21 protein-coding genes are annotated in these 24880 nt (G+C 45.3%); 11 read left to right on the forward strand and 10 right to left on the reverse strand.

Annotated elements, in window-relative coordinates:
* Positions 1-54 precede the first annotated feature (54 nt).
* From ACFSKO_RS06340 to ACFSKO_RS06380, 9 genes are all read left to right on the forward strand, one after another.
* A complete protein-coding gene (locus ACFSKO_RS06340; protein WP_380249613.1) occupies positions 55-210 on the forward strand; it encodes a hypothetical protein in 156 nt (51 codons plus the stop codon).
* Positions 211-753: 543 nt separating this feature from the next.
* Complete coding sequence (locus ACFSKO_RS06345) at positions 754-1176, forward strand: MerR family transcriptional regulator (protein ID WP_380249615.1); 423 nt, start codon at positions 754-756, stop codon at positions 1174-1176.
* Between the two features lie 140 nt (positions 1177-1316).
* Positions 1317-2138: an ABC transporter ATP-binding protein gene (locus ACFSKO_RS06350; protein ID WP_380249617.1), complete on the forward strand. Its 822-nt coding sequence runs from the start codon at positions 1317-1319 to the stop codon at positions 2136-2138.
* Positions 2135-4117 (forward strand): long-chain fatty acid--CoA ligase, encoded by a 1983-nt coding sequence (locus tag ACFSKO_RS06355; protein ID WP_380249619.1) that lies wholly within the window; start codon positions 2135-2137, stop codon positions 4115-4117. Before ACFSKO_RS06350 ends, ACFSKO_RS06355 begins: the two co-directional genes overlap by 4 nt.
* Before the next feature lies 1 nt (position 4118).
* Positions 4119-5012, forward strand: a complete 894-nt coding sequence (locus ACFSKO_RS06360) for a branched-chain amino acid ABC transporter permease (RefSeq protein ID WP_380249621.1) — start codon at positions 4119-4121, stop codon at positions 5010-5012.
* An 18-nt stretch (positions 5013-5030) separates the two neighbouring features.
* Positions 5031-6095: a branched-chain amino acid ABC transporter permease gene (locus ACFSKO_RS06365; protein WP_380249623.1), complete on the forward strand. Its 1065-nt coding sequence runs from the start codon at positions 5031-5033 to the stop codon at positions 6093-6095.
* Positions 6096-6167: 72 nt separating this feature from the next.
* A complete protein-coding gene (locus tag ACFSKO_RS06370; protein WP_380249625.1) occupies positions 6168-7394 on the forward strand; it encodes an ABC transporter substrate-binding protein in 1227 nt (408 codons plus the stop codon).
* Between the two features lie 78 nt (positions 7395-7472).
* Positions 7473-8300, forward strand: coding sequence for an ABC transporter ATP-binding protein (locus tag ACFSKO_RS06375; protein WP_380249627.1), 828 nt, complete (start codon positions 7473-7475; stop codon positions 8298-8300).
* A gap of 74 nt (positions 8301-8374) precedes the next feature.
* Positions 8375-9622: a phenylacetate--CoA ligase family protein gene (locus tag ACFSKO_RS06380; RefSeq protein WP_380249629.1), complete on the forward strand. Its 1248-nt coding sequence runs from the start codon at positions 8375-8377 to the stop codon at positions 9620-9622.
* An 18-nt stretch (positions 9623-9640) separates the two neighbouring features.
* Here ACFSKO_RS06380 and ACFSKO_RS06385 read toward each other — a convergent pair whose 3' ends face one another.
* From ACFSKO_RS06385 to ACFSKO_RS06430, 10 genes are all read right to left on the reverse strand, one after another.
* Positions 9641-11845 carry an ATP-binding protein gene (locus ACFSKO_RS06385; protein ID WP_380249631.1) on the reverse strand — a complete coding sequence of 735 codons (2205 nt, stop codon included), beginning with the start codon at positions 11843-11845 and terminating at the stop codon, positions 9641-9643.
* Between the two features lie 313 nt (positions 11846-12158).
* Entirely contained in the window at positions 12159-13343 is a 1185-nt protein-coding gene (locus ACFSKO_RS06390; protein ID WP_380249633.1) for an acetyl-CoA C-acyltransferase, read from the reverse strand.
* Positions 13344-13417: 74 nt separating this feature from the next.
* A complete protein-coding gene (locus ACFSKO_RS06395) occupies positions 13418-14170 on the reverse strand; it encodes an SDR family NAD(P)-dependent oxidoreductase (RefSeq protein ID WP_380249635.1) in 753 nt (250 codons plus the stop codon).
* Between the two features lie 51 nt (positions 14171-14221).
* Complete coding sequence (locus ACFSKO_RS06400) at positions 14222-15133, reverse strand: hydroxymethylglutaryl-CoA lyase (RefSeq protein WP_380249637.1); 912 nt, start codon at positions 15131-15133, stop codon at positions 14222-14224.
* Between the two features lie 4 nt (positions 15134-15137).
* Entirely contained in the window at positions 15138-17120 is a 1983-nt protein-coding gene (locus tag ACFSKO_RS06405; RefSeq protein ID WP_380249639.1) for an acetyl/propionyl/methylcrotonyl-CoA carboxylase subunit alpha, read from the reverse strand.
* 30 nt (positions 17121-17150) lie between these two features.
* A complete protein-coding gene (locus ACFSKO_RS06410) occupies positions 17151-17936 on the reverse strand; it encodes an enoyl-CoA hydratase/isomerase family protein (RefSeq protein ID WP_380249641.1) in 786 nt (261 codons plus the stop codon).
* A gap of 4 nt (positions 17937-17940) precedes the next feature.
* Complete coding sequence (locus ACFSKO_RS06415) at positions 17941-19548, reverse strand: carboxyl transferase domain-containing protein (RefSeq protein ID WP_380249643.1); 1608 nt, start codon at positions 19546-19548, stop codon at positions 17941-17943.
* Positions 19548-20723 carry an isovaleryl-CoA dehydrogenase gene (locus tag ACFSKO_RS06420; RefSeq protein ID WP_380249645.1) on the reverse strand — a complete coding sequence of 392 codons (1176 nt, stop codon included), beginning with the start codon at positions 20721-20723 and terminating at the stop codon, positions 19548-19550. Before ACFSKO_RS06420 ends, ACFSKO_RS06415 begins: the two co-directional genes overlap by 1 nt.
* Before the next feature lie 57 nt (positions 20724-20780).
* Positions 20781-21290, reverse strand: coding sequence for a PaaI family thioesterase (locus tag ACFSKO_RS06425; protein WP_380249647.1), 510 nt, complete (start codon positions 21288-21290; stop codon positions 20781-20783).
* Positions 21283-21708: a MerR family transcriptional regulator gene (locus tag ACFSKO_RS06430; RefSeq protein ID WP_380249649.1), complete on the reverse strand. Its 426-nt coding sequence runs from the start codon at positions 21706-21708 to the stop codon at positions 21283-21285. The genes ACFSKO_RS06425 and ACFSKO_RS06430 overlap by 8 nt, the downstream gene beginning before the upstream one ends.
* A gap of 191 nt (positions 21709-21899) precedes the next feature.
* On the opposite strand from ACFSKO_RS06430, the gene ACFSKO_RS06435 reads away from it, so the two are divergent.
* Positions 21900-22505: a GNAT family N-acetyltransferase gene (locus tag ACFSKO_RS06435; protein WP_380249651.1), complete on the forward strand. Its 606-nt coding sequence runs from the start codon at positions 21900-21902 to the stop codon at positions 22503-22505.
* Between the two features lie 107 nt (positions 22506-22612).
* The gene (locus tag ACFSKO_RS06440) at positions 22613-24841 is read left to right on the forward strand and encodes an esterase-like activity of phytase family protein (protein WP_380249653.1); all 2229 of its coding nucleotides are present in this window, start codon (positions 22613-22615) and stop codon (positions 24839-24841) included.
* Positions 24842-24880: the final 39 nt, after the last annotated feature.

Raw genomic sequence — 24880 nt, forward strand, 5'->3', positions numbered from 1 at the left:
GAGTGACCAATAGATCTCCTAGCAGTCGTGCCTTTATTCCAAATGGAGTTAGTCATGGCCAGTATCATGAAATTATTTAGTATCGTATTCAGACGTCGTCCAGCGATGGGACGTATTGAAAGCTTGCCACAATCCCTTCGTAGAGATCTTGGTCTTCCTGCAGACCCAGATCCCCCAAAAATCATTAGAAACTGGGAGCAGTTTCTTTAGACGTGCTTTTATTGTCGAGTCAGTAAATTTTGAAAATTGAATTTATAGGTTTGTCTAATAGATGGTCCGATTTAAAAGGTCAGTCCAATATGTTCTGACCTTTTTTTGTGCAAGTTTCTAGAGATACTACGAAAATACCTTTGGTTATATTGGCTTATTTGAAATGCTCATTATGCGTGTAAGGTCTTGAATAGTAGTTGTAATATTATTTCAAAAATAACAAATTTTGTTAAACATGACGTCCAGGAAGTGAGGTCTGGTAAGGTTTTATAAGGCAAATTGTCGTAGGGTAAGTTTTTTTACTCTGCGAAAATGCAGATCATTGCTGCATAATTAAATGTATATCTGCAAAACAGCAGATGTCATAGTTGATTGTAAGTTCGGTGGTTTAAGTTTTTAGTTAGCTTAATATCTATAAATAACAGATAGTTATTTTGTTTATTCGATATAAATTCTTGATAAATCAATATAGTGTTGGGGAGAGAATTTAGTCGAGGAGAAAATATTTTAGTTGACTTTAACGTAAGGTGTCAGAACTATTGAATGATGAATGGACAGGGCTACTATAGCATTACAGAACTGACAAATGAGTTTGGGATTACAACCCGAACCTTGCGGTTTTACGAGAGCGAAAAATTACTCAACCCTGAACGCGAGGGGCGAAAGCGGTTATACAGTTCACGTGATAGAGCGAGATTAATTCTGATTTTGAGAGGCAAACGGTTAGGCTTTTCTCTGGCAGAAATTCGCGAAATTATTGAGATGTATGATTTGGCACCTGGCGAAGATGGGCAAATCCGACGCTTGTTGGAGTGTATTGCCAAGCACAGGGCGCAACTTAAGGCTAAGAGGCAGGATATTGACGATATTCTTCTTGAAATGTCTGAAGTAGAAGCTGTTGCTGCTGGTCGTCTTGGTGAGTTGAGAAAATTCTCGTCGAAGCTTTCCCTGTCTGAAAAGAGGTAGAACGGTCTGTGACACCGTCAAAGGATGGCTGGCTAATTGCTGGTTCCGTTAAGGAATAACAACAGTAAGGTCTGTAAGTCCGACGGACACGTATAAGCGGTTAAAACCGTGTATTGTCGCTGGGGACAGGGAGAAAAATTTTGGTTCAATCGGGCGATATATTGCTCGAAGCGAAAGGTGTTAGCCTTCGCTTTGGGGGCATTCGTGCTTTGACGGATGTTAGTTTTTCAGTTCGAAAGGGGGAGGTGTTTTCTATTATCGGACCAAACGGTGCCGGGAAAACATCCATGCTTAATTGTATTTCGGGGCGTTACAAGCCTCAAGAAGGTGAAATCATTTATAATGGTAAGAACCTGATTGGAAGATCTATCAATGATAGAGCTTCTATGGGGATCGGACGTACCTTCCAAAATCTTGCATTATTTGGCCACATGTCAGTTATCGACAACATTATGGTTGGTCGACATCATCTTCTCAAAAATAATTTTCTGACTGGAATGTTTTATTGGGTTGGTGGTGCGCGCAAAGAAGAGCTTAAACATAGACGGGATGTTGAAGATATTATCGACTTCCTGGAAATCCAACACGTCCGTAATGAGCCCGCAGGAACGTTATCTTATGGGTTGCGCAAGCGTGTTGAGCTTGCGCGTGCCATTGCAATTGATCCCGACCTTATTCTTCTCGACGAACCAATGGCGGGGATGAACCTCGAAGAAAAAGAAGATATGGCGCGTTATATCCTTGACCTCAATGAAGAGCTCGGTGTCACAGTCGTGATGATTGAGCATGATATGGGGGTCGTAATGGATATCTCTAACCGTGTCATGGTACTTGATTTTGGCAAGAAAATTGCTGCCGGCCTGCCTGATGAAGTCATGGAAAATGAACACGTTCGTCACGCATATCTTGGCGAAGAAGATGAGATGCTTCATGACGAAGACGCGGAGGCAACTGCACAATGAGTACAACAAATATCGCTCAGGGGCTAAGCCGTACTTCTATTCATGGAGATCAAATCTCCTGGGCGCCAACTCCGGAAAATTCAGCTGATGTTTCAGTCTATGATACTCTTCCAAAAATTCTCTCGTACAACGCAAAGAGCTTTGCAAACGATGTTGCGCAACGGGAAAAGGAATTTGGAATTTGGAATATCTTCACTTGGCAAGATTTCTACGATCACGTTTCACGGATGTCTTTGGGGATGGCCAAACTCGGTATTACATCAGGAGATACAGTGGTTCTGATCGGTGACAATCGTGTGGAATGGGTTTGGGGAGAGATTGCCGCGCATAGTTGTCGTGCAATGAGTATGGGAATATATCGTGATGCCCTTGAAGACGAGATTGCTTATTTAACCGATTATACTGAACCGAAAATTATTATCGCGGAAGACGAGGAACAGGTCGATAAGTTCCTGAATTTGGAAGACAGAATTCCATCCGTTAAATATATTATTTATACCGATCCTCGTGGAATGAGGAAGTATGATGATCCTCGCTTGATGGCTTTGGAAGAACTTGAGGCTCTTGGGCAAAGCGTTTTAGATGAAGACGCTTCTGCCTATGAAAAAATGGTAGAGCAAACGGACACTGATGATGTTGCTGTCCTTTGTACAACCTCTGGGACCACATCCAATCCAAAACTTTCGATGTGGCCACACCGTTCGTTTTTAGGGCATGCAGCTTCTTATCTACGTGCTGATCCAAAAACGCCAGAAGACGAATATCTTGCTGTGTTACCTCTTAGTTGGGTGATGGAACAAATGTATTCCGTTGCGTGGAACTTGATCGCTCGTATGCGTGTCAATTTTCCTGAAGCACAGTCAACCGTTATGGCGGATTTACGAGAAGTCGGTCCGAGTTTTGTTCTTCTTGCCCCAAGGGTTTGGGAAACGATTGCCGCTGATGTTCGTGCGCGTATGATGGATTCCAGTATCTGGAAACAAAAAATGTATGAGTGGGGTGCTAAAAAAGGTCTCGCAGCTCTCGATAAAGGTAAAGAGTCAGTCGCTGCAGAATGGTTGTTGATGCGGGCCTTAAGAGATAGACTTGGTTTCAAAAACTTGAAGTCTGCTGCTACTGGTGGTGCGGCAATGGGACCAGATACATTCAAATTCTTCCTTTCGATGGGGATACCGCTTCGGCAGCTCTATGGGCAGACAGAATCTCTCGGGGCACATACCATCCACAAAGGAGATGATGTTAACCATGAAAGCGTTGGATCTCCGATGCCTGGCGTTGAGCTTAGGATTGATAATCCGGACAAAGAAGGTCTCGGTGAGATTGTGGTCAATCACGAAAACATGATGCGGGGCTACTATAAAAATGAAGAAGCTTCGAAAGAAACCTTTGGAGATGACGGTTGGTTCTTAACCGGAGACGCTGGTTACTTTAACGACGATGGTCATCTGGTTGTGATCGACCGTATCAAGGATCTGGCGAAGACTTCAAAAGGGATTAAATTCTCTCCGCAGTACATTGAAAATAAATTAAAATTTTCAACTTATGTGGCTGAAGCAGTCATTCTGGGATCTGACAAACCATATCTGACGGCGATAATCTGTATTCGGTATCCTATCGTGTCGAAATGGGCTGAAAAACGACGTTTACGCTTTACTACCTACACGGATCTTTCCGCTCAACCTGCTGTTTATGAGCAGTTGAGATCCGAAGTGGAAATGGTCAATAAAACACTTCCTCCAGCTCAACAAATCAAGAAGTTCTTGCTGCTCTACAAAGAGCTAGACGCCGATGATGGAGAGCTAACACGTACCCGTAAGGTCCGCCGTGGCGTGATCGCGGATAAGTACGGCGAGATTATTGATACACTTTATTCCGGTGATGATCACGTTGATATAGATACGGTCATTCACTTTCAAGATGGCTCCAAACAACGAGTGGTTACGTCCTTAAAAATAGAAACGCTGGAAGGGGGAGAGTAATATGAATTGGGATCTTTTATTCCAGCTTTTGATAAATGGCATCATTGTCGGCATGCTTTATGGCGTGGTCGCCATGTGTTTTGTTCTTATCTACAAATCAACGCAGGTGGTTAACTTTGCCCAAGGCGAGTTTCTTGTTCTTGGTGCTTGGGTTTGCTGGTTTTTTGTCATGAAATGGCAACTTCCCTTTGTTGTCGCCTTTCTGTTTTCTATGGCTTTCATGACGGTCTTTGGCATTCTTGTGCAAATGGTCATCCTCAGGCCATTAATCGGGGAGCCGATTATATCGGTTATTATGGTAACCATCGGTCTTTCAATCTTTATGCAAGCCTTGATGAACTGGGTGTTTGGGAATTCGGCAGAGAGTTTTCCATCGGTGTTTGGAGAGGAAACCGTCATGATCGGCGGGCTACAAGTGGAAATGGCGTACCTTATGTCGCTGGTTCTTTCTCTACTTGTCATGGGGCTATTTTACTACTTCTTCAAATTTTCCAAGTATGGCCTGGCCATGCGGGCAACAGCCTTTAATCAACAGGTCGCACAAAGTTTAGGTATTTCAGTGAAGCAGGTATTTGCCATGGCTTGGGCGATCTCTGCACTGGTTTCTTGTATTGCAGGGGTCGTACTTGGGCTGGTGAACGCGGTATCTAACTCTCTGGCGATTATTGGGATTAAGGTTTTTCCAGCGGTTATTGTTGGCGGGCTTGATTCTATTATCGGAGCGGTTATCGGTGGCGTGATTATTGGTGTGTTGGAAAATATGGCAGAGTTTTTTGATGGTCAGTTCCTTCACATTGGCAACCTCTATACCGTCGCTCCATTCTACGTGTTGATCCTTATTCTAATGATCCGGCCTTATGGGTTGTTCGGCACCAAAGATATTGAACGTATTTAAAAGGGAGTGGTTTAAGTTATGTCACATGTTCCTCATCCGCGCCCTTGTGGTGATTTCAGAACAACCTATAGCGATGATACATCGTTGTTCCGTACAAAAGTAGAAGGTTGGATTGTTTATATCGGTATTGCTGCTTTGTTAATCGCGCCATACTTTTTAAATGATTATTACCTTAGCCAGATGATCACTATTGGTATTTACGGGATTGCTGCACTTGGGCTCAATGTCCTTGTGGGCTTTACCGGACAAATATCCCTTGGCCATTCTGCCTTTTTTGGCTTCGGTGCTTTTGCCTCGGCCTGGTTGAATAATACAACAGGAATTCCTGTATTTATTTGTATTCCTCTCGCAGGTCTTATGACCACGGCGATTGGCATGATCTTTGGTATTCCTGCGGCACGTTTGAAAGGGCTTTATCTTGCAATTGCGACGCTTGCGTCACAGTTTATCTTGCAAGATTTCTTTTCCCGCGCAGACTGGTTCTCCGGTGGTGCCTATGGGTCTTCAGCAGAAGTTGTCAATTTTCTAGGTATCGACCTAGATACCGATCAAAAGTATTTTTACCTCGTACTTTTCTGGGTTGTGGTCTCTTTCCTTGCGGTTAGCAATCTTCGTCGCTCTCGTGATGGACGTGCCTTGGTTGCTGTGCGTGACCATTACTTATCCGCAGAGATCATGGGGATTAATCTTACCCATTACCGTATTATGTCCTTTGGTGTATCGAGCTTTTTTGCGGGTGTAGGTGGCGCACTTTATGCGCATTATCTGCAATATGTTTCGGTAGAAGGCTTTACGATCCTGCTGTCAATTCAATTCCTTGCCATGATTATTATCGGTGGGATGGGTTCTATTGCCGGCACGCTTCTCGGGACTGCTTTTATTCTATTATTACCTCAATTCATGGAAGATGCTGCAAGCGGTGTGGCCGTTATTTTCCCGGGTATCGAACAAAGTAAAGCCTACATCAAGGAAATGTCGGTTGGCGCTGTAATCATTCTATTTTTGATCTTTGAACCAGATGGATTAATTCATCGGTGGCGCTTAATAAGGGCCAGCTGGAAACTCTATCCATTCTCTCATTAAGAGAGAAGCCTTTATTCCGCGGCGGCCGGGGTAGAGATGATAAAATAATAGGCCGCCAATAGGGAGTAAGACATGAAGCAGCGCATTCTCGCCGCAACATTGGCCCTGGCGGCAGCAAGCAGCCCGGCCTTAGCAGAAGATAGTGTGTTTGTCGGTCATCTTGTCGATTACACAGGGCCGACATCATTTGTTAGTAAATTCTATGGACCAGGTGTCCGTGACGCCGTTGATTACATCAATTCAACGGGCGGGATCGATGGCACGAAGATTGAAATGGAAACCATTGATTACGCGTATAAGGTTCCTCAAGCGATCGCCAATTATAAAAAATGGAAATCCAAGGGCATGATAGCTCTACAGGGGTGGGGCACCGGTGATACTGAAGCGCTGATAGGCTTTGTCGCCAAAGATCAGGTGCCAGTTTGGTCTGCGTCTTATTCTGGACACTTAACTGATCCAACGGGTAAAAATCCTAAGACCAAAAAGCCTGCGCCGTATAACTTCTTCTACGGACCGTCTTACACAGATGCGTGCCGTGCACTTGTTCAATGGGCTGCCGGTGATGCCAAGGAAAAAGGTCTGAGCGATCCTAAGTTTGTTCATACAGGGGATAATCACCCTTACCCGAACGCGCCAAAAGAAGGTTGTGCTGAATATGCAGCAGAACTGGGCCTTGAAGTGTTGCCACCAGTTGTGGTGCCCCTTGGTCCTGGAGACTTTAAAGCACAATGCCTGACGATTAAAGAATCTGGTGCTAATTATGCTTATGTTGGAAATCTTGGAGGCTCTGTGATTTCTCTTTTGAAATCTTGTAATACTGTTGGTGCGGATGTGACCTATATGGGGAATGTTTGGGCGGGTGATCACCTGACTATTAAAGCCGCAGAAGCTCAGAATTACGTCTTCCCAACGGCAACACCTTTTTGGGATGCGGCAGCTGATGGTATGGCACTGGTTTACAAAATTGCTGATATGAGCGGTTTTGCTAAGGATTCCAAGCCGACTCACCATTACATCCGTGGTGTTTGTTCTGCTTTTTATATGAAAGAAGCTATGGAATGGGCCAAAGCGAACGGCGGTATTACAGGTGAAAATATCAAAAAAGGCATGTACGTAAATCAAGATTGGGTACCAAAAGGTCTTGAAGGTGTTTGTTTGCCTTCCACCTGGACGCCAGAAGATCACCGTGGAAGTACTGTTGTTTCTATCAACAAGGGCTCTTTTGACGATGGTGCTGTGAACATTGAACGCATTGCCGAGATGACACTGCCCCGTCGTGATGATTGGGTTGGCTATTAATTAGCTCTAAGGCAGGCCCGTTCATAAGGATGGGCCTGTTTTTACTACTATTGTTTTCCGTGACTAAGGGTTCTGAACATGAGTACCGTTTCAACACTGCAAACTCAGCCACAAGATGACACTATTCTTTCGGTGAATAATATCGAGGTTGTCTTTAATGAAGTTATTCTGGTTTTGCGTGGGTTAAACCTAAGTGCGAAACGCGGACAGATTACGGCTCTTCTCGGGGCTAATGGTGCGGGTAAATCCACCACACTAAAAGCCATCGCTGGTCTACTCGGGTCTGAAGACGGAGAAGTTAGCCGGGGAGAAATCATTTATAACGGTACTGATATAACAAAAATGCCGCCAGAAAAGCGTGTTAGAAATGGCACTTTTCTGGTTATGGAGGGGCGCGGCATCATCCATGATATGACGGTGCTTGAAAATTTGCGGCTTGGAGCTTTTACTCAACCACAAAAAAACGTAGCTGGAGATATCGAGAAGGTTTTCAATTATTTCCCACGGTTGAAAGAGAGAACAGGTCTTGCCGGATATCTTTCTGGGGGTGAGCAGCAGATGTTGGCCATTGGACGTTCTCTTATGGCGCGCCCAGATTTGATTATGATGGATGAGCCTTCGATGGGGTTATCCCCACTGTTGGTGAAAGAAGTTTTTGGTATCATCAAGCGTATGAACAAGGAGCTTGGTATCTCTGTTCTTCTTGTTGAGCAGAATGCCAATATGGCTTTGAGAGCAGCTGATTACGGTTACATCATGGAGAATGGTAAAATCGTATTAGACGGGACTGCTGAAGAATTAATGAATAATGAGGACGTAAAAGAATTTTATCTCGGTGGAGGAGGGAGCGAGCGTAAGTCTTTTAAAAATATTAAATCCTTTAAACGTCGCAAACGTTGGCTCTAAACGCCGACTTTATTTAGATCTGTTTGATTAGGCCTAGATTGCCCTGATTTTTGTTAAATTTGGAATACTGTAAAATGAGTGACTATTTTGATCATAAAGAAACACGCAGCCAAGTTGAGCGCGAAAATGATCATCTTGAAAAATTACGTCGTTTAATTAATTCAGCTAAAGAATTGTCGCCCTTTTATCGTGAATCCCTAAAGCAGATTAAGGTTGAGAGTCTAAAAGGTTTATCTGATCTTGCTGCCCTTCCAATTGTTCGAAAGTCTGAACTGATTGAATTACAAAGTTCTGCGCCACCTTTTGGCGGACTTGGTATGGTTCCTGCCGGTGAAATGGCGCGCTTGTTTCTATCGCCTGGCCCCATTGTTGAACCACAAGGTAAAGACGAGGACATATGGCGGGTGGCCCGCGCTCTTCATGCTGTTGGTTTGCGTAGAGGTGGAATTGCACATAATTGTTTTGCATATCATTTCACGCCAGCGGGGATCATGTTTGACTATGCTGCGCGTACACTGGGTTGTGCCGTGTTTCCAGGAGGCGTTGGGCAAACTGAGGATCAGGTTAAAGCGATTAATCGCTTTCAATCCGATACCTACATGGGAACCCCTGACTTTCTAAAAATTATACTGGAGAGAGCAGAGAGTTTGGATACGCCTATTACTTCCATAGACAAAGCTCTTGTTACAGGCGGGCCGCTTTTTCCAGATTTACGGAATTACTATCAAGAAAAAGGTATCCATGTTCGGCAATGCTATGCCACTGCTGATGTGGGATTGATTGCCTATGAGAGCAGTGCGATGGAGGGCATGATAATCGATGAAGATGTTATTGTCGAAATTGTTCGCCCTGGAACCGGGGATCTGGTGCCAGAAGGCGAGGTTGGCGAAGTTATTGTGACCTGTTTTAATCCCAACTACCCTCTCATCCGATTTGCAACAGGTGATCTTTCTGCAATTATGGAAGGACAAAGTCCTTGTGGCAGAAGCAATCGGCGGATCAAAGGCTGGATGGGACGTGCCGATCAAACGACGAAAGTCCGGGGTATGTTTATCCATCCAGAACAGGTCGGACGGGTTGTTGAAAAACATCCCGAAATTGTCAAAGCACGTTTAGAGGTTTCAGATCTCAATGGTAAAGACAACATGGTCTTACATTGTGAAGTGCTAAATATCAAGAATATCCCTGAACTTGAGAGACAAATATCGGAAACGATCAGGATTGAATGCCGATTAAGAGGTGAAGTTATTTTCAAAACTGTCGGTGATTTACCGAACGATGGAAAGGTCATTAATGATACTCGAAGTGGGGGAGTAAGCTAAGACAGTAACGAAAGACCTTTAAGGGAGATCGTTCATAATATTTTCGAGATCATTCTGAAGTTTTTGCATTTCAGATTTAGCTTTTTTACTTAACTCTTTTGGTTTTTCAACAGCTTTAAGACCTGAATTTATGGATTGAGAGATGCTTGAAGCGCTAACCCACCTGGAGATGGCGCCAATTAGTGCTCGTTGATCAATGGGTTTCGAAACATAGTCATCCATACCACAAGCAAGATAATATTCTCTATCGCCTTTCATAGCGTTTGCTGTAAGTGCGATAATTGGAATTTTGGCTGTGGGCGCGTTTAACTCTCTTATTCGTTGGGTGGCCGTTGGACCATCCATTTGTGGCATTTGCACATCCATCAGAATGACATCATAAGGCTGTTTTTGTACTGCGATGTATGCCTCAAGACCATTCTCAACGATATGTAAGGTACAGTTCAAGGGTGTCAGTAAAGATTGGATTACCTTTTGATTTATCTTGTTATCTTCGGCTACCAGTATTTTAATTGACTTTCCTATATGCTCCGGAGGTCTATTTCGCAGGGCTTCTGCGTCTTCTACTTCTTTAACTTTTTTTGGATCTCCCTTTTCAACTTCTATGGTGAACCAAAAAGTAGAACCAAGCCCTTCGGTACTTTCGACACCGATATCGCCATCCATTAACATCGTTAGCTGTTTACAGATCACAAGGCCTAATCCTGTGCCTCCAAATTTTCTGGTTGTTGTCGTGTCAGCTTGGGTAAAGGCTTGAAAAAGTTTTTCTTGGTTTTCTCGAGTAATGCCCACACCACTATCTTCGACTTCAAACCTGAATTTTAGCCTGTTATTTTGCGTGGCAACTTCTTCTATAATAATTAAAATTTTTCCAGTTTGGGTGAATTTGATCGCATTTCCAATTAAGTTATAAAGAATTTGCCTAACCCGTCCTGGATCGCCCTTTATGATGTCGGTACTACTTGGAGAATAGAGGACCTGGAATCTTAAATTTTTAGCCCTGGCACGTGATTCCCAAAGAGCTTCGGTGGAATCTAATACTTTAGACAGGGAAAAATCTATTTCCTCAAGTTCAATTTTTTCGGCTTCAATTTTTGAAAGATCAAGGATATCATTAAGTAGTGAAAGCAAGGCTTCGCCTGACTCTTTGATAGTAAATACACTATTATGCTGATCGCTTGTGAGTTTAGTGCCAAGTAATGAACTGACCATACCAAGAACACCGTTCATAGGTGTTCGAATTTCATGGCTCATTGAAGCAAGAAATCTAGATTTCGCGAGGTTAGCAGATTCCGCTTGTTTTGTTGCATTTTCGAGTTCGGCAGTTCTGTGTAAAACACGGGTTTCGAGTAGTGACTTAGTTCTGTTCAAGGAAGAGGTTGTTTTAAAGAGTTTGTAAAACGCAAAAGCAATTCCAAGGAGAAGGATACAAGTAGCCGCAAACATTATTTGAGTATAAAATTCTGATTCTTCATAATAAATTTTGAATTGTTTATTTTGGCTCTCACTCAATTCTGCTAATATACTGATATTTCCAATATTGGTAAGTTTAGTCGTCAAACTCGTTAAGCGAACTTTCGTTTTTACCGTTTCCTCTGCATGTTTAAGGATGGCCCGGAGGATTGTGAGATGTCCTTCTGCCAAGGAGGGAGAAATTGAAGAAATATCTTCTTTTATGGATGAGATCGCGGTACTTATAATTCGTGGGTTATCAACATCGTTTGAATTGATCATTAAGTAGAGATTTAAAATTCTATCAAGCAGCCATGCGTTTTCATTTGTTGTTTTGTAGTTTTGTGAAAATTGTACAAGAGCTTTTTGAAGTGATTGATTATTGTCTTGGTATAAGACAAATTGCTGTTCAAACGTTTCAATTAATATTTTTCGTTTCGTATGATTGGTAAGGTAGTTATTTAATAGAATTCTTGTTTGGGGCTTTATTTCATCATGATGATTAAAATCCGTTTCCAGAGTACTCATTATATTAGTGATAATACTGTCTGCGGTTTTGAGTTCTGTAAAATCTGGCAAGGACGCCATTTGTGATTTCAAGATAGTTTCTGTCATTGAGGTCTCATTTGCCTTTAGTTTGTGCAACATGAGACTTAGTTCTTGCATATGGACGGGGTGTATTTTTTTTGATTCTACATATGCAAAAACAAGTATTAAGCCAAGAGACAGCGCAAATGTCGTGGCAGCAATCTTATATAAACCACCTTTCATTACCGTTTATCCCCTATAAAAATAATTTAATATAAGTATTATCGAAATCCGTCTCCTGGTGTGACGCGTATAATGAATTAGTGAATAAAAAAGAAACTAGTGTGGGGGATTCATTCGAACACATCACCATTACCCTTGCGACAAAATTTGCGTAATATGATTACCTATGGTGGTATATAAAGTTTAATTATTAGTAAAACAGGTTGTTTTCTGGTTGAGGTTATTAACTAACTGATTATTTGAAGTACAAAAAAGCCCGAAGCAAAATAATGCTTCGAGCTAAGTATTTGTTATTAAATAGTGTAACTTAAAACTATAAAAGCTCCACGGCCATAGCCGTTGCTTCACCTCCACCAATACAGAGGCTTGCAATTCCTTTTTTACCACCCGTACGTTTCAAGGCGTGCAGGAGTGTTACAATCAAGCGCGTACCTGATGCACCAATGGGATGCCCTAATGCACAGGCTCCACCGTTTACATTAACTTTCTCTGGGGATAAATTAAGATCCTTAATTGCAGCAATGGTAACGACTGCAAAGGCTTCGTTGATTTCATAAAGATCAACCTCTTCGCTATTCCAACCTGCTTTGCCTAATACTTTATTGATAGCGCCGACTGGGGCGGTGGTAAACCAACACGGTTCTTGAGAGTGGGTTGCGTGGGCATTGATAGATGCGAGAGGCGTTAAGCCGCGTTTATCGGCCTCAGATTTTTTCATTAAAACCAAAGCTGCCGCACCATCGGATATGGATGATGATGAAGCCGCAGTTACAGTACCATCGGCACGAAACGCGGGACGCAACTTGGGGATTTTGTTGGTATCTACAGCAAAAGGTTGTTCGTCAGTTTCAACCAAAGTTTCACTTTTACGATTTTTAACCGTGAGTGGTTCTATTTCTTCTTTAAAGTGTCCAGCTTCAGTGGCTTTTTTTGCACGATTCAGACTTTCAATGGCAAAAGCATCCTGATCTTCGCGTGTGGCTTGGTATTTGTCTGCTGTGGCTTCAGCAAAAGTTCCCATGAGTCCACCTTTATCGAAGTAGGCGTCTTCTAGCCCATCCATAAACATATGGTCAATCACAGTGCCGTGCCCCATACGCATTCCGCCGCGTGCTTTTGGTAAGATGTAAGGAGCATTGGTCATGCTTTCCATGCCGCCCGCAACAATGATATCCACAGTCCCTGCCTTGATGGCATCGTGAGCAAGCATGACTGTTTTCATACCTGATCCACAGACCTTATTCACGGTGGTGCAACCTGCAGATAGAGGCAGGCCACCTTTAATGGCAGCCTGGCGTGCAGGTGCCTGACCAAGGCCTGCTGGTAAAACGCAGCCCATCATTACTTCTTCTACGTCTTCAGCCGGTATTCCTGCGCGTGAGACTGCAGCTTTAATAGCGACTGCGCCGAGGTCAGTTGTTGAGAGGGGGGATAGAACTCCCTGGAAAGATCCCATGGGAGTTCGGGCGGCTGATACAATTACGATAGGGTCTGTCATGTTATTTTCCAGTGATTGTGCTCTGGTTTATATCTGAGCAGTTAATAGGTGGTTATTCTGTCTGTGTTCTTGCTTTAGGAAAGACGAACCGACCCATCAAGTCGGATGGTTGATCCATTAAGAAAAGCGTTCTCGCAAATATGGGCAACAAGGCTGGCAAATTCTTCCGGTTGTCCCAAGCGTTTCGGGTGAAGGCTTTTTTCGATCAAGGCTTCTTTCACCTTATCTGACATGGCGGCAATCATCGGCGTCTCCATGATTCCGGGGGCGATGGCCATGACACGGATTGCACTGCGTGCCAACTCTCTTGAAAGAGGAAGCGTGAGAGAGGCCACGCCGCCTTTTGAGGCGGCATAAGCGGCTTGTCCAATCTGACCTTCCCAGGCGGCAATAGAGGCTGTGTTTATGATCACTCCGCGTTCGCCCTCGATCTCGTCATAGGTTACCATTTTTTCAGCGGCCAGGCGCATGACATTAAAAGCGCCGACTAAATTGATTTCAATCGTTTTACGAAAGAGCTCCAAATCGTGTGCACCTTCGCGACCGACTAATTTGGCTCCCGGAGCAATACCGGCACAATTAACAACAATTCGAATAGGACCAAGGGTATCTTCGATGACCTTGATCGCAGAGCGAACGCCGTCAGGGTCTGTGACATCAGCCGTAACGGCTATAGCATCCAGTTCTGCTGCAACCCGGTTCACGCCTTCGTCATTCAGATCCATAAGACCGCACTGGACGCCTTTTGATGTAAGGTGACGGGCGACGGCCTCGCCCAGTCCGGAACCTGCGCCAGTGATCAGCGCTGTAATACCAGATAACTTCATTTCATTCTTCCTCTTGCAACAATCTATTTTTAATGGGGCCGGGATAGCAGGCTAACTGCCTGATATTTCCATGACCCGTGAGAGCTTTGAGTTGGGTTTTTTGGCAAGGACGCCTGCAATGTACCAGGCAGCTTCAACCAGCTTTTTGAGGTCCACGCCAGTTTCGACGCCCATGCCATCAAACATGTAGACAACATCTTCTGTGGCAACATTTCCAGAGGCACCTTTTGCGTAAGGGCATCCCCCCAGTCCAGCCACAGAAGTGTCAAACACTGAAACGCCCATATCCCATGAGGCATAGATATTGGCGAGGGCCTGACCATAGGTGTCGTGGTAATGGCCCGCTATATGCTCAAGCGGAACGCGTTTGGTGACGGCTTCAATCATACGTCGGGTAGATAGTGGAGTTCCAACGCCAATGGTATCGCCGAGACTTATTTCGGTACAGCCCATATCAAAGAGGTCTTGTGAGACCTCGGCGACCTTTTCTGGTGCAATATTACCTTCATAAGGGCAGCCAAGGACACAAGAAACGTACCCACGTACTTTGATATCCGCTTTTTTAGCCGTTTCTATAACGGGGGTAAAACGCTCAAGGCTTTCTTTGATTGAGCAGTTAATGTTCTTTTGCGAGAAGCTTTCGGATGCTGCCCCAAAAACGGCGATCTCTTTAACACCAGAGGCGATCGCTCGTTCCAACCCTTTCATGTTTGGTGTGAGAACAGGGTAACTAATATGAGGCTTTCTCTCTATTTGGGCCAGAACGTCACTCGCGTCCGCCATTTGTGGCACCCATTTGGGGGAAACAAAGGCGCTGGCTTCGATGGTTGTTAACCCGGTGCTTGAAAGCCGATTGATTAATTCTATTTTGGCTTTGGTTGGCACCAGTTCTTTTTCATTTTGTAGTCCGTCTCGTGGACCGACTTCTACAATTTTTACATGTTTGGGAGAGGTTTGAGCCATTGTGTTATCCCTCTACATCTAATTCGACCAGGACATCACCTTCGTTGACTTGTTCGTTTTCCTGAGCAAGGAAGGAACTAATTTTCCCTTTGTTTGGGGCAACAATCGTATGTTCCATCTTCATGGCTTCCAATACGAGCAGGGGATCGCCTGGCATGACTTCATCACCAACTGCAGCAAAGAGTTTGATAATTTTTCCAGGCATCGGCGCGCGTAAACCACCAGTATCTTCACCGAGGTCTTCTGCGGCAACGAGCGGATCAAAAAGTTCCAGTTGATAGTGGGCGCCATGAACAAAGATATGACGTTCCAGACCATAGACGATCACAGATGCTTTAATTGCGTGTCCATTTATGTTTGCTTCAACCTGATCACCATTAACCTTGCCAGTGACGTGGTAATTTCTCCCCCTGATTTCGAGAGAAAAACCTTCAGCATTATAGAGAGCATTTACGGGGTATTCTTGTTGTTCTTTGACGAAATTTAGTTTTCGGTTTGCACGGCCGCCAAGACGCCAACCATCTTGTGCTCCCCATGGAGAGAAAGGATCGGTGTCTGGAACTTGCGGTTTGTATCCAAGAAGCTCGACGAGAGAGGCAAGGATCAAGGCGTGATCTGGGATTGGGGTGCTGGTTGGAAAAAGAGCATCCTTTTCGCGTTCGATCAGGCCTGTATCTAGAATTGCAGATTTAAAAGGTTTTACATTGGCGAGCCGGGATAGAAAGGCAACATTAGTCGTTAAGCCAACGATATGTGTGTCATCCAGAGCAGAACATAATCTTTCAAGCGCTTTTTCACGGTTTTCATCCCAGGTGATCAATTTGGCGATCATTGGATCGTAATGAGGGGATACCGTTCCACCTTCTTCGACCCCGGCATCAACGCGTATGTTTTCTGAAGCTTTGGGGAAAGACAGGCGGATCAAATCCCCCGTTGCAGGAAGAAAATCGTTGTCAGGATCTTCGGCATAGATGCGAGCCTCAAAGGCATGACCTGTAAGGGTGATTTCGTTCTGTTGGGCGGGAAGGGGTTCGCCGGATGCGATCCGAAGTTGCCATTCTACCAGATCCAGCCCCGTGATCATCTCGGTTACAGGGTGTTCAACCTGTAAGCGGGTGTTCATTTCCATAAAGTAAAATTCGCCATTGGGGGCAAGCAGAAACTCAACAGTACCTGCACCGCGATAACCAACCGCTTCGGCTGCGGCAATTGCGGCCTTGTGCATGGCAGCGCGGGTTTTGTCACTTAAACCGGGGGCCGGGGCTTCTTCAATGACTTTTTGATGCCGTCGCTGTGATGAGCAATCGCGCTCAAACAGATGGATTGTATTGCCGTGATTGTCGGCGAAAACCTGAATTTCCACGTGGCGGGGGTTTTCAATGAACTTTTCAATAAGAACCCGGTCATCGCCAAAAGCGGCCTTGGCTTCGCGTTGGCATGATGCAAGCGCGGCATTAAATTCAGAGGGTGCATGGACAATTCGCATACCCTTGCCGCCCCCGCCTGATGAGGCTTTGATCATCACAGGATAGCCGATTTTGTCGGCTTGTTCTGATAGGAATGTACCGTCCTGATCTTCGCCTTCGTATCCGGGTGACAGGGGAACACCTGCATTGCGCATCAAGCGCTTGGAGGCTGATTTGTCTCCCATATCAATGATGGATGAGGCAGGGGGGCCGATGAAAACGATGTCAGACTTCGTGCAATTGTCTGCGAATTTAGCATTTTCAGAAAGAAAACCGTAGCCAGGATGAACGGCTTCAGCATTGGTTTGTTTGGCGACTTCCAGAATACGATCGGTGAGGAGATAGCTTTCGGCCGGGGCTGGGGGGCCAACGTGGACGGCCTCATCTGCTTCGCCGACAAATGGGGCATCCCGATCAGCATCGGAATAGACCGCCACGGTCTTTACACCCATCAAACGGGCAGAACGGATAATGCGTCTGGCGATTTCACCACGGTTTGCTATGAGAATTTTTTTAAACATCAGATTTTTTCCAACTCGTATTTCTCAAATTCAGGCAACCCAGGAAGCCTTGCGTTTATCAAAAAAGGCTGCGAGACCTTCGCGTCCTTCGGGAGTAAGGCGCTGGCGCGCAATCAGTTCAGCGGTTTCGTTCATAAGCTCTTCGTCAAGTTGGCGATTACTTACGGATCGAATGAGGCCTTTGGCGGTATCGAGAGCATCTGGAGCGGCAAGATTGAGAGCTAAAAGTAGATCCTCAATCTTTGCATCGAGCTGAGCATCTGTGCAGTGTTCATGGACGAAGCCCATATCGGCCGCTTTTTCTGATCGGAAAATTTCTGCCGTGAGGAAGTATCGGCTGGCTTGTCTTTCTCCCATTGCTTTAACAACGTAAGGCGCAATCGTCGCGGGTACGAGGCCGAGTTTTACTTCGGAGAGACAAAATTTAGCGTGCTCACCAGCGATGGCGATATCAGCGGCTGCCGTTAGCCCGACACCGCCACCAAACGCCGCACCTTGAACTCTCGCAATCACAGGTTTGGGGCATTCTGCGATAGCTTGTAACATCCGGGCCAGTTTAAGAGCGTCTTCGTGGTTTTCTTCTTCAGTGAAATCTGCAGCGCGTTTCATCCAACCAAGGTCGGCACCCGCACTAAAGCTTTTACCGCGGCCCCCAAGAACGATTGCATGGACATCGGTGTTCTGTCCAAATTTTGTAAAGGCATCGTTGAGTTCGGCGATCATGATTTCATCAAGGGCGTTGTGTACTTCGGGTCTGTTCATCCAGATTCTGACAGCGCCTGATTTAAATTCGATTTCAAGTGTTTGATATGTCATGTCATTACATCCTGAAAACACCAAATTTGGTGTCTTTTATCGGTGCGTTGAGGGAAGCGGAGAGGCCGAGTGCCAGAACACGTCGTGTCCGTGCGGGATCAAATACGCCATCGTCCCAAAGTCGTGCAGAGGCGTAATAAGGAGAGCTTTGTTCTTCGAACATATCAAGCATGGGCTGTTTAAACGTGGCTTCTTCTTCTTTGGACCAGCTCTCCCCTTTCGCTTCGATATTATCGCGTTTGAGTGTCGACATCACCGACGCTGCCTGTTCTCCACCCATGACGGATATGCGTGAGTTTGGCCACATCCATAAAAAGCGTGGCTGATAAGAGCGTCCACACATGCCGTAATTTCCAGCACCGAAACTACCACCAATCAAGACCGTGAACTTTGGTACATTGGCAGTGGCAACAGCGGTAACCATCTTGGCACCATCTTTTGCGATACCACCCGTTTCATACTTTCGACCGATCATAAAGCCTGAGATGTTCTGCAAGAAGACCAGTGGAATACCGCGTTGCGCACAGAGTTCTATAAAGTGTGCAGCTTTTTGGGCGCTTTCAGAAAAGAGAATACCGTTGTTGGCTACAATCCCAACGGGATATCCCCAAATATGAGCGAAACCACAAACAATAGTGGTGCCATACCGGGCTTTAAATTCATCAAAGCGAGAACCATCAACGATACGTGCAATAATCTCACGTACATCGTATGGTGTTTTTAAATCCGTGGGTACGACGCCGTATATTTCTTTGGGATCGTAGAGCGGTTCTTCTGGTTTAGATAACTTAAGCTGGTTAGGTTTTTGCCAGTTCAGGTTTGCCACGACGTGACGTGCTATAGTTATGGCGTGGGCGTCATTCTCAGCGAGATGATCAGCTACACCGGAAAGCCGTGTATGAACATCGGCACCACCAAGATCTTCGGCGGAAACAATCTCGCCTGTTGCTGCTTTAACGAGGGGAGGGCCGCCAAGGAAGATGGTACCTTGTTCTTTAACAATGATGGTTTCATCAGACATGGCTGGGACATAAGCACCACCAGCTGTACAAGACCCCATAACGACAGCGATTTGCGGGATGCCCATTGAAGACATCTGTGCTTGATTGTAGAAGATCCGGCCAAAGTGATCACGATCGGGGAAGACTTCATCCTGATTGGGTAGATTGGCGCCGCCGGAATCAACAAGGTAGACGCAGGGTAGACGGTTTTCTTGTGCAATTTCTTGAGCACGTAGATGCTTTTTCACCGTCATAGGATAATAGGTACCGCCTTTGACAGTGGCATCGTTGGCGAGGATCATACACTCGACGCCAGATATCAGTCCTATACCAGCGATTACACCAGCTGCTGCTATGTTTGCATCATACATGCCGTGTGCAGCAATAGGTGCTATTTCCAAGAGGGGTGAACCGGGATCGAGTAGGGTTTCAACACGTTCTCGTGGAAGCATTTTACCCCGCGATAGATGCTTCTCGCGTGCGTGGTCAGGGCCACCCTTTGCTGTTTCCCCCAGGACGTTGTTGAGTTGATCAACAAGGCCTTGCATATGGGTGGCATTGGCTTTGAACTCTTCCGATCTCGGGGAAATTTTGGAACGAATGACAGACATTACGCAGTCTCCCCAAAGAGTTCCCGGCCGATCAGGTAACGACGTATTTCACTGGTTCCGGCACCGATTTCATAAAGTTTGGCATCACGCCACAAGCGACCTGTCGGATAGTCGTTGATATAGCCATTTCCGCCGAGAACCTGTATTGATTCTCCAGCCATCCATGTCGCCTTTTCTGCCGAATACAAAATAGCACCGGCCGCATCTTTTCGTGTGGTTTCCCCACGATCACAGGCCTGACCAACAGCGTAGACATAAGATCGGCATGCGGTCCAGGTTGCATAGATATCAGCAATTTTTCCTTGCATCAGCTGGAATTCGCCAATGGCTTTACCAAACTGTTTACGTTGATGGATGTAAGGAACGATAACGTCCAGACAGGAGGACATGATGCCCAGTGGGCCGCCGGAAAGAACCGCGCGTTCATAATCCAGGCCTGACATTAGAACACGTACACCGCCGTTAAGAGCGCCAAGGATATTTTCTTCGGGAACTTCGCAGTCTTGAAAAACTAACTCACCAGTGTTAGAGCCCCGCATACCAAGTTTGTCCAATTTTTGGGCTACAGAAAATCCTGGGAAGTCTTTTTCAATGATAAAGGCGGTAATCCCTTTGGCACCTGCTTCTGGGTCAGTTTTGGCATAAACAACAAGTGTGTCTGCGTCAGGACCATTGGTGATCCACATTTTGGTTCCGTTGAGTACGTATTTATCGCCCTTCTTCTCAGCCTTTAATCTCATAGAAACGACATCAGATCCTGCACCGGGTTCTGACATGGCAAGAGCACCAACGTGCTCACCTGTAATAAGCTTGGGTAGGTATTTTGTTCTTTGCTCTGCAGAACCGTTACGTTTAATTTGATTTACGCAAAGGTTGGAATGTGCGCCGTAGGACAACGCGACAGAGGCTGATGCTCTGCTAAGCTCTTCCATGGTGACAATATGGGCCAAGTATCCCATCCCGCTGCCGCCATATTCTTCATCTGCAGTAATGCCCAGCAACCCCAAGTCACCCATCTTGCGCCAAAGATCCATTGGGAATTCATTGGTTTCATCAATTTCTGCAGCACGAGGAGCAATTTCTGCATCAGCAAAAGCCTTTACGCTATCGCGTAGCATGTCGATTTCTTCACCGAGATTAAAGTTCAGACTGGGGAAGGTATGGCCGGTACTCATTGTATTTATCTCCGCTTACGCAATAGTGGGTAACTCAATAGAAAGGGTTTTCTGGTTTTACTGACTTAAGCTGTGCGAGTTTGTCTTTTGAATCTTTGCAATTGTAGCTGCGACATCAGGTTTGTTTTCCATGCGCATAAAAGTGCCTTGCGCCGCCGCAACATGTACTTCACTCCCATCGGTTTGACGCGCGTATACATCCATGCGTGCTACTGTAACACGACGACCTGCTCTTAGGACGGTTCCTTTTCCAATTAAACTTTCACCTGCCCCGGGGGCCATCATGTTAATTTTGTATTCGACCGTCAGGATGGAATCGTTTTCTTCAATCAGAGTATAAGTTGCATAACCACCTACATAGTCTGCTAACGCACCGATAACTCCGCCTTGAAAAAAACCGTGATGCTGAGAAAGCTCTGCTCGGAAAGGGAGCTCCATCTCTACATAACCAGGTTCGATAACTGTTAGGCTTGCCCCAAGTGTTTTACCAAATCCTGTGTTGCTATAACTATCTCTGATTAGTTCAGCATAATTTGGATTACGAGGTTCAAATTTTGTCTTAGCCATGTTGATTATCTTCCCTGTGTTTTTTATGCTTATTTTTCTCTAACTCATTCAAACGTTGGTGGATCGAATTATTGACGACACTTAGTTCTTCAAGTGTTTCCAGAATGTCTTTTTGTTTTTGTTCCAGTTCGGCTTTGCGCTCATTTATGCGACCTTGAAGACGTAGTAACTGTCCTTTTTCTCCTGGGGAATGGTCGTACATTTCAATAATTTCCCGGATCTCAGCCAAAGAAAACCCCAACCGTTTGCCGCGTAGGATAAGCTTCAAGCGTGTTCTATCTCGGGGAGTATAAAGACGTTTGCGAACTTGCCGCTCAGGATTAAGCAGGTTCTCATCTTCATAGAACCGAAGAGTACGGGTCGAAACTGCAAACTCAGTCGTGAGTTCGGTAATTGTGTAGTAGCGTCTTTCTATCATGGATATATTTTTTACGCATTTTACGTAAACGTCAATATAATTAATTAATATGTTTAATTTTAATTAGTTAGCTTAGTAGTTTTTCAGAAATTGATAATTTTTGTACCTAATCTGACTTGCCTTGAGAATTTGTTCTTATCGGGTAGGTTAGAAAGACGAGAAGCCAATATACCAAAAGGGAAGGTCTAAAAATGGCGTTTGTCGAGCGTGCCCCTGAAATTTCTAAGGTTGATATTCGTGACGTCAGATTTGAAACGAAACGACTGATCTTGCGGAGTTTTACCAAGGGCGATTTAGAAGTGCTTTATGATCTGCGCCGAAAAGACGACGTTGTTAGGTATCTCTACGGAGAGGTACATACCCTAGAACAAAGTAAAGAGGTTTTGGATTTACGTTTGAAGATGACGACCCTCGACAAGGATGGAGATAAATTGATCTTGGCTGTTGAGGAAAAAGTGTCGGGCGCTTTTGTTGGTGATCTCGTCCTGATTTTGACGGATAAAGCTTCCTGTCAGGGGGAAATCGGCTTTGTTTTCAATCCGAATTTTCACGGCAAGGGATATGGATATGAGGCTTCGAACGAAATTTTGAGGTTTGGTTTTCAAAAGCTTGGACTTCACCGTATTACGGGGAGGTGTGACCCCCGTAATATTGCGTCTGCGGGTCTTTTACAAAAGCTAGGCCTGGAGCAGGAGGCGCATTTAATCGAAAACGTATGGGCAAAGGGGGAGTGGACCGACGAGCTTGTTTTCGCCATGAGGCATACTCAATGGCGTGAAAGCAATGCCAAGGGATAAAAACTTCCCGGAAATGACCCGAAAACAACACGGAACTGTCATTCAATTGAAATCTGAAAGCGGCATAGCAAGAGGAGAACACTTACTTCATTATCGGGAACCTCAAAATGAAAACTCTTGGAAAATCTGCGAGCTTGGCCGTTGTTGCGATGTGTCTTACAACTTCCGCACTTGCTGTTGAGCCATTTGGTCGTCTATCCACTTTTCCAATTTATCAAAACCTGCCCAAGGGAAAAGACAAAGCAACCGAGACTGTAGCTGAAATCGTATCCTCTGCTATGAACGGCACGATGTTAGTTTATACAGATTCTGAATTGGAAGCGATTGGGAAAGTAAATATTTTCGATCCAGCACATCCAAAACCTGCAGGCGTAGTGATGGTCGGGGGCGAACCAACGTCGGTTACCGTAAAAGGGAATTACGCCTACGTTGGGGTCAATACGTCCAAGAGCTTTGTAAAGCCATCCGGTTACATGGCAATTGTTGATCTCGTAAATAATAAGATTGTTTCAAAATGTGATGTCTCTGGCCAACCCGACAGTGTTGCCCTTAGTCCCAATGGTAAATTCCTTGCGGTTGCGATTGAAAACGAGCGCGATGAAGATCTGAACGACGGTGTTCTTCCACAGGCACCTGCCGGGCACCTTGCGACCTTTATTCTCGATGACAAGGGTATGTTATCGAATTGTAAGCAGGCTAAGATCACGGACCTTACGGGGCTTGCGAAGGTTGCGCCTTCTGATCCTGAGCCGGAATTTGTTTCTATCAACGGGCTAAATCAGGCGGTTGTCACGCTTCAGGAAAACAACCACATCGTTATTGTCGATCTGGAAAATAATACAATTCAGGCTCACTATTCAGCTGGTACATCTTCCATTACTGGGGTTGATAATACAAAAGATAAAACCATCTCCCTGGTGGAAAGCCTTACGAACCTTAAGCGAGAACCAGATGCTGTTAGCTGGTTGGATAATGATCGCTTTGTTATTGCCAATGAAGGTGATTACGAGGGCGGGTCACGAGGATTTACAGTCTTTTCAAAAGCAGGTGACGTTCTTTTTGACAGCGGTGCACAAACAGAACGTCTTGCGGTTTCCATGGGACATTATCCAGAGAAAAGATCTCATAAAAAGGGAACGGAACCAGAGGGCGTAACGGTTGGAACCTTTGGCACTGATCGTTTAGTGTTCGTTGGTTTGGAACGCGCGAACCTCATCGGTGTTTATTACGATGTTAAAACAGAAAGTGAGCTGAACAATCGCTTTGATTTTGTTCAGGGACTTCCTTCTGGTGGTGTTGGTCCTGAGGGCTTGGTGACCATTCCTGAGAGAGGGCTTCTCGTCATTGCCAATGAAAAAGACGATATCAAGGACGGGTATCGTTCTAACATCACGATTTACAAACAAGGGGATAAAACGGTCAGTTTACCACAGATCGTTTCTGTTGATGGTGCGAACGGCACCCCTATAGGGTGGGGCGCGCTTTCTGGTCTTGCCGCTAACCCGTCGGACCCTACAATTCTATATGCAGTGAACGATAGCTTCTATTCCAAGGCCGATATTTTCACTATTGATGTTTCAGCACAGCCAGCGCGTATCGTGGCCTCTCGTCGCATAACAAAAGACGGTGTTGCTGTTGAAAACTTGGATCTGGAAGGTATCGTTGCTGCGCCTGATGGTTCCTTCTGGGTTGTGTCCGAGGGTAAACCCGAAAAACGCGAGAGTAAAATCCTGCATATCCTGCCGACGGGTCAAGTTGTTCGGGAAATTGCGCTGCCGGTTGAGCTGGAAAACCAGATGAAAAAGCATGGCCTTGAAGGTATAGCGCTTGAAGGAAATACGCTTTATATTGCGGTTCAACGGGCGTGGAAGGATGATAAAAAAGGCTATGCTAAGATTATCTCGTACAACCTTAAATCAGGTGCGTGGGGTGTGAACGCCTATCGTTTGGATGAACCGGAAAGTGCTGCTGGCGGTTGGGTTGGTCTCAGTGAAATCGTCAGTCTTGGCGACGGTGACCTTGCTATTGTTGAACGTGATAACAAAGGCGGGCCGGATGCGGCTATCAAACGAATTTATCGTGTCTCCGTCCGACACACGGCAGCAGCACCTTTGGAATCGAAAGAAATCCCTGTCCTGCGCAAAACTCTGATGAGAGATGTTCTGTCGGACCTTCAACAGGCAAAAGGCTGGACACCAGATAAGTTGGAAGGTCTTACGGTTTCTGCAGATGGAACGCTCTATGCCGTAACAGACAATGATGGTGTGGATGATTCTACTGGGGAAACGTTGTTCCTGAACCTTGGTCCGGTAAATAGCTTACTCGTAAACCAATAACTATCAAGTATATCTAAAAGTTATTGTATAAGAACCATT

It is taken from the genome of Kiloniella antarctica, from assembly GCF_042682825.1.
In the GTDB taxonomy this organism is placed as follows: domain Bacteria; phylum Pseudomonadota; class Alphaproteobacteria; order Kiloniellales; family Kiloniellaceae; genus Kiloniella; species Kiloniella antarctica.

Excerpts from the sequence above, each read along its gene's own strand:
- ACFSKO_RS06340 (WP_380249613.1), top strand. The coding sequence starts at position 55 with ATGGCCAGTATCATGAAATTATTTAGTATCGTATTCAGACGTCGTCCA.
- ACFSKO_RS06345 (WP_380249615.1), top strand. The coding sequence starts at position 754 with ATGATGAATGGACAGGGCTACTATAGCATTACAGAACTGACAAATGAG.
- ACFSKO_RS06355 (WP_380249619.1), top strand. The coding sequence starts at position 2,135 with ATGAGTACAACAAATATCGCTCAGGGGCTAAGCCGTACTTCTATTCAT.
- ACFSKO_RS06360 (WP_380249621.1), top strand. The coding sequence starts at position 4,119 with ATGAATTGGGATCTTTTATTCCAGCTTTTGATAAATGGCATCATTGTC.
- ACFSKO_RS06365 (WP_380249623.1), top strand. The coding sequence starts at position 5,031 with ATGTCACATGTTCCTCATCCGCGCCCTTGTGGTGATTTCAGAACAACC.
- ACFSKO_RS06370 (WP_380249625.1), top strand. The coding sequence starts at position 6,168 with ATGAAGCAGCGCATTCTCGCCGCAACATTGGCCCTGGCGGCAGCAAGC.
- ACFSKO_RS06375 (WP_380249627.1), top strand. The coding sequence starts at position 7,473 with ATGAGTACCGTTTCAACACTGCAAACTCAGCCACAAGATGACACTATT.
- ACFSKO_RS06380 (WP_380249629.1), top strand. The coding sequence starts at position 8,375 with ATGAGTGACTATTTTGATCATAAAGAAACACGCAGCCAAGTTGAGCGC.
- ACFSKO_RS06385 (WP_380249631.1), bottom strand. The coding sequence starts at position 11,845 with ATGAAAGGTGGTTTATATAAGATTGCTGCCACGACATTTGCGCTGTCT.
- ACFSKO_RS06390 (WP_380249633.1), bottom strand. The coding sequence starts at position 13,343 with ATGACAGACCCTATCGTAATTGTATCAGCCGCCCGAACTCCCATGGGA.
- ACFSKO_RS06395 (WP_380249635.1), bottom strand. The coding sequence starts at position 14,170 with ATGAAGTTATCTGGTATTACAGCGCTGATCACTGGCGCAGGTTCCGGA.
- ACFSKO_RS06400 (WP_380249637.1), bottom strand. The coding sequence starts at position 15,133 with ATGGCTCAAACCTCTCCCAAACATGTAAAAATTGTAGAAGTCGGTCCA.
- ACFSKO_RS06405 (WP_380249639.1), bottom strand. The coding sequence starts at position 17,120 with ATGTTTAAAAAAATTCTCATAGCAAACCGTGGTGAAATCGCCAGACGC.
- ACFSKO_RS06410 (WP_380249641.1), bottom strand. The coding sequence starts at position 17,936 with ATGACATATCAAACACTTGAAATCGAATTTAAATCAGGCGCTGTCAGA.
- ACFSKO_RS06415 (WP_380249643.1), bottom strand. The coding sequence starts at position 19,548 with ATGTCTGTCATTCGTTCCAAAATTTCCCCGAGATCGGAAGAGTTCAAA.
- ACFSKO_RS06420 (WP_380249645.1), bottom strand. The coding sequence starts at position 20,723 with ATGAGTACCGGCCATACCTTCCCCAGTCTGAACTTTAATCTCGGTGAA.
- ACFSKO_RS06425 (WP_380249647.1), bottom strand. The coding sequence starts at position 21,290 with ATGGCTAAGACAAAATTTGAACCTCGTAATCCAAATTATGCTGAACTA.
- ACFSKO_RS06430 (WP_380249649.1), bottom strand. The coding sequence starts at position 21,708 with ATGATAGAAAGACGCTACTACACAATTACCGAACTCACGACTGAGTTT.
- ACFSKO_RS06435 (WP_380249651.1), top strand. The coding sequence starts at position 21,900 with ATGGCGTTTGTCGAGCGTGCCCCTGAAATTTCTAAGGTTGATATTCGT.
- ACFSKO_RS06440 (WP_380249653.1), top strand. The coding sequence starts at position 22,613 with ATGAAAACTCTTGGAAAATCTGCGAGCTTGGCCGTTGTTGCGATGTGT.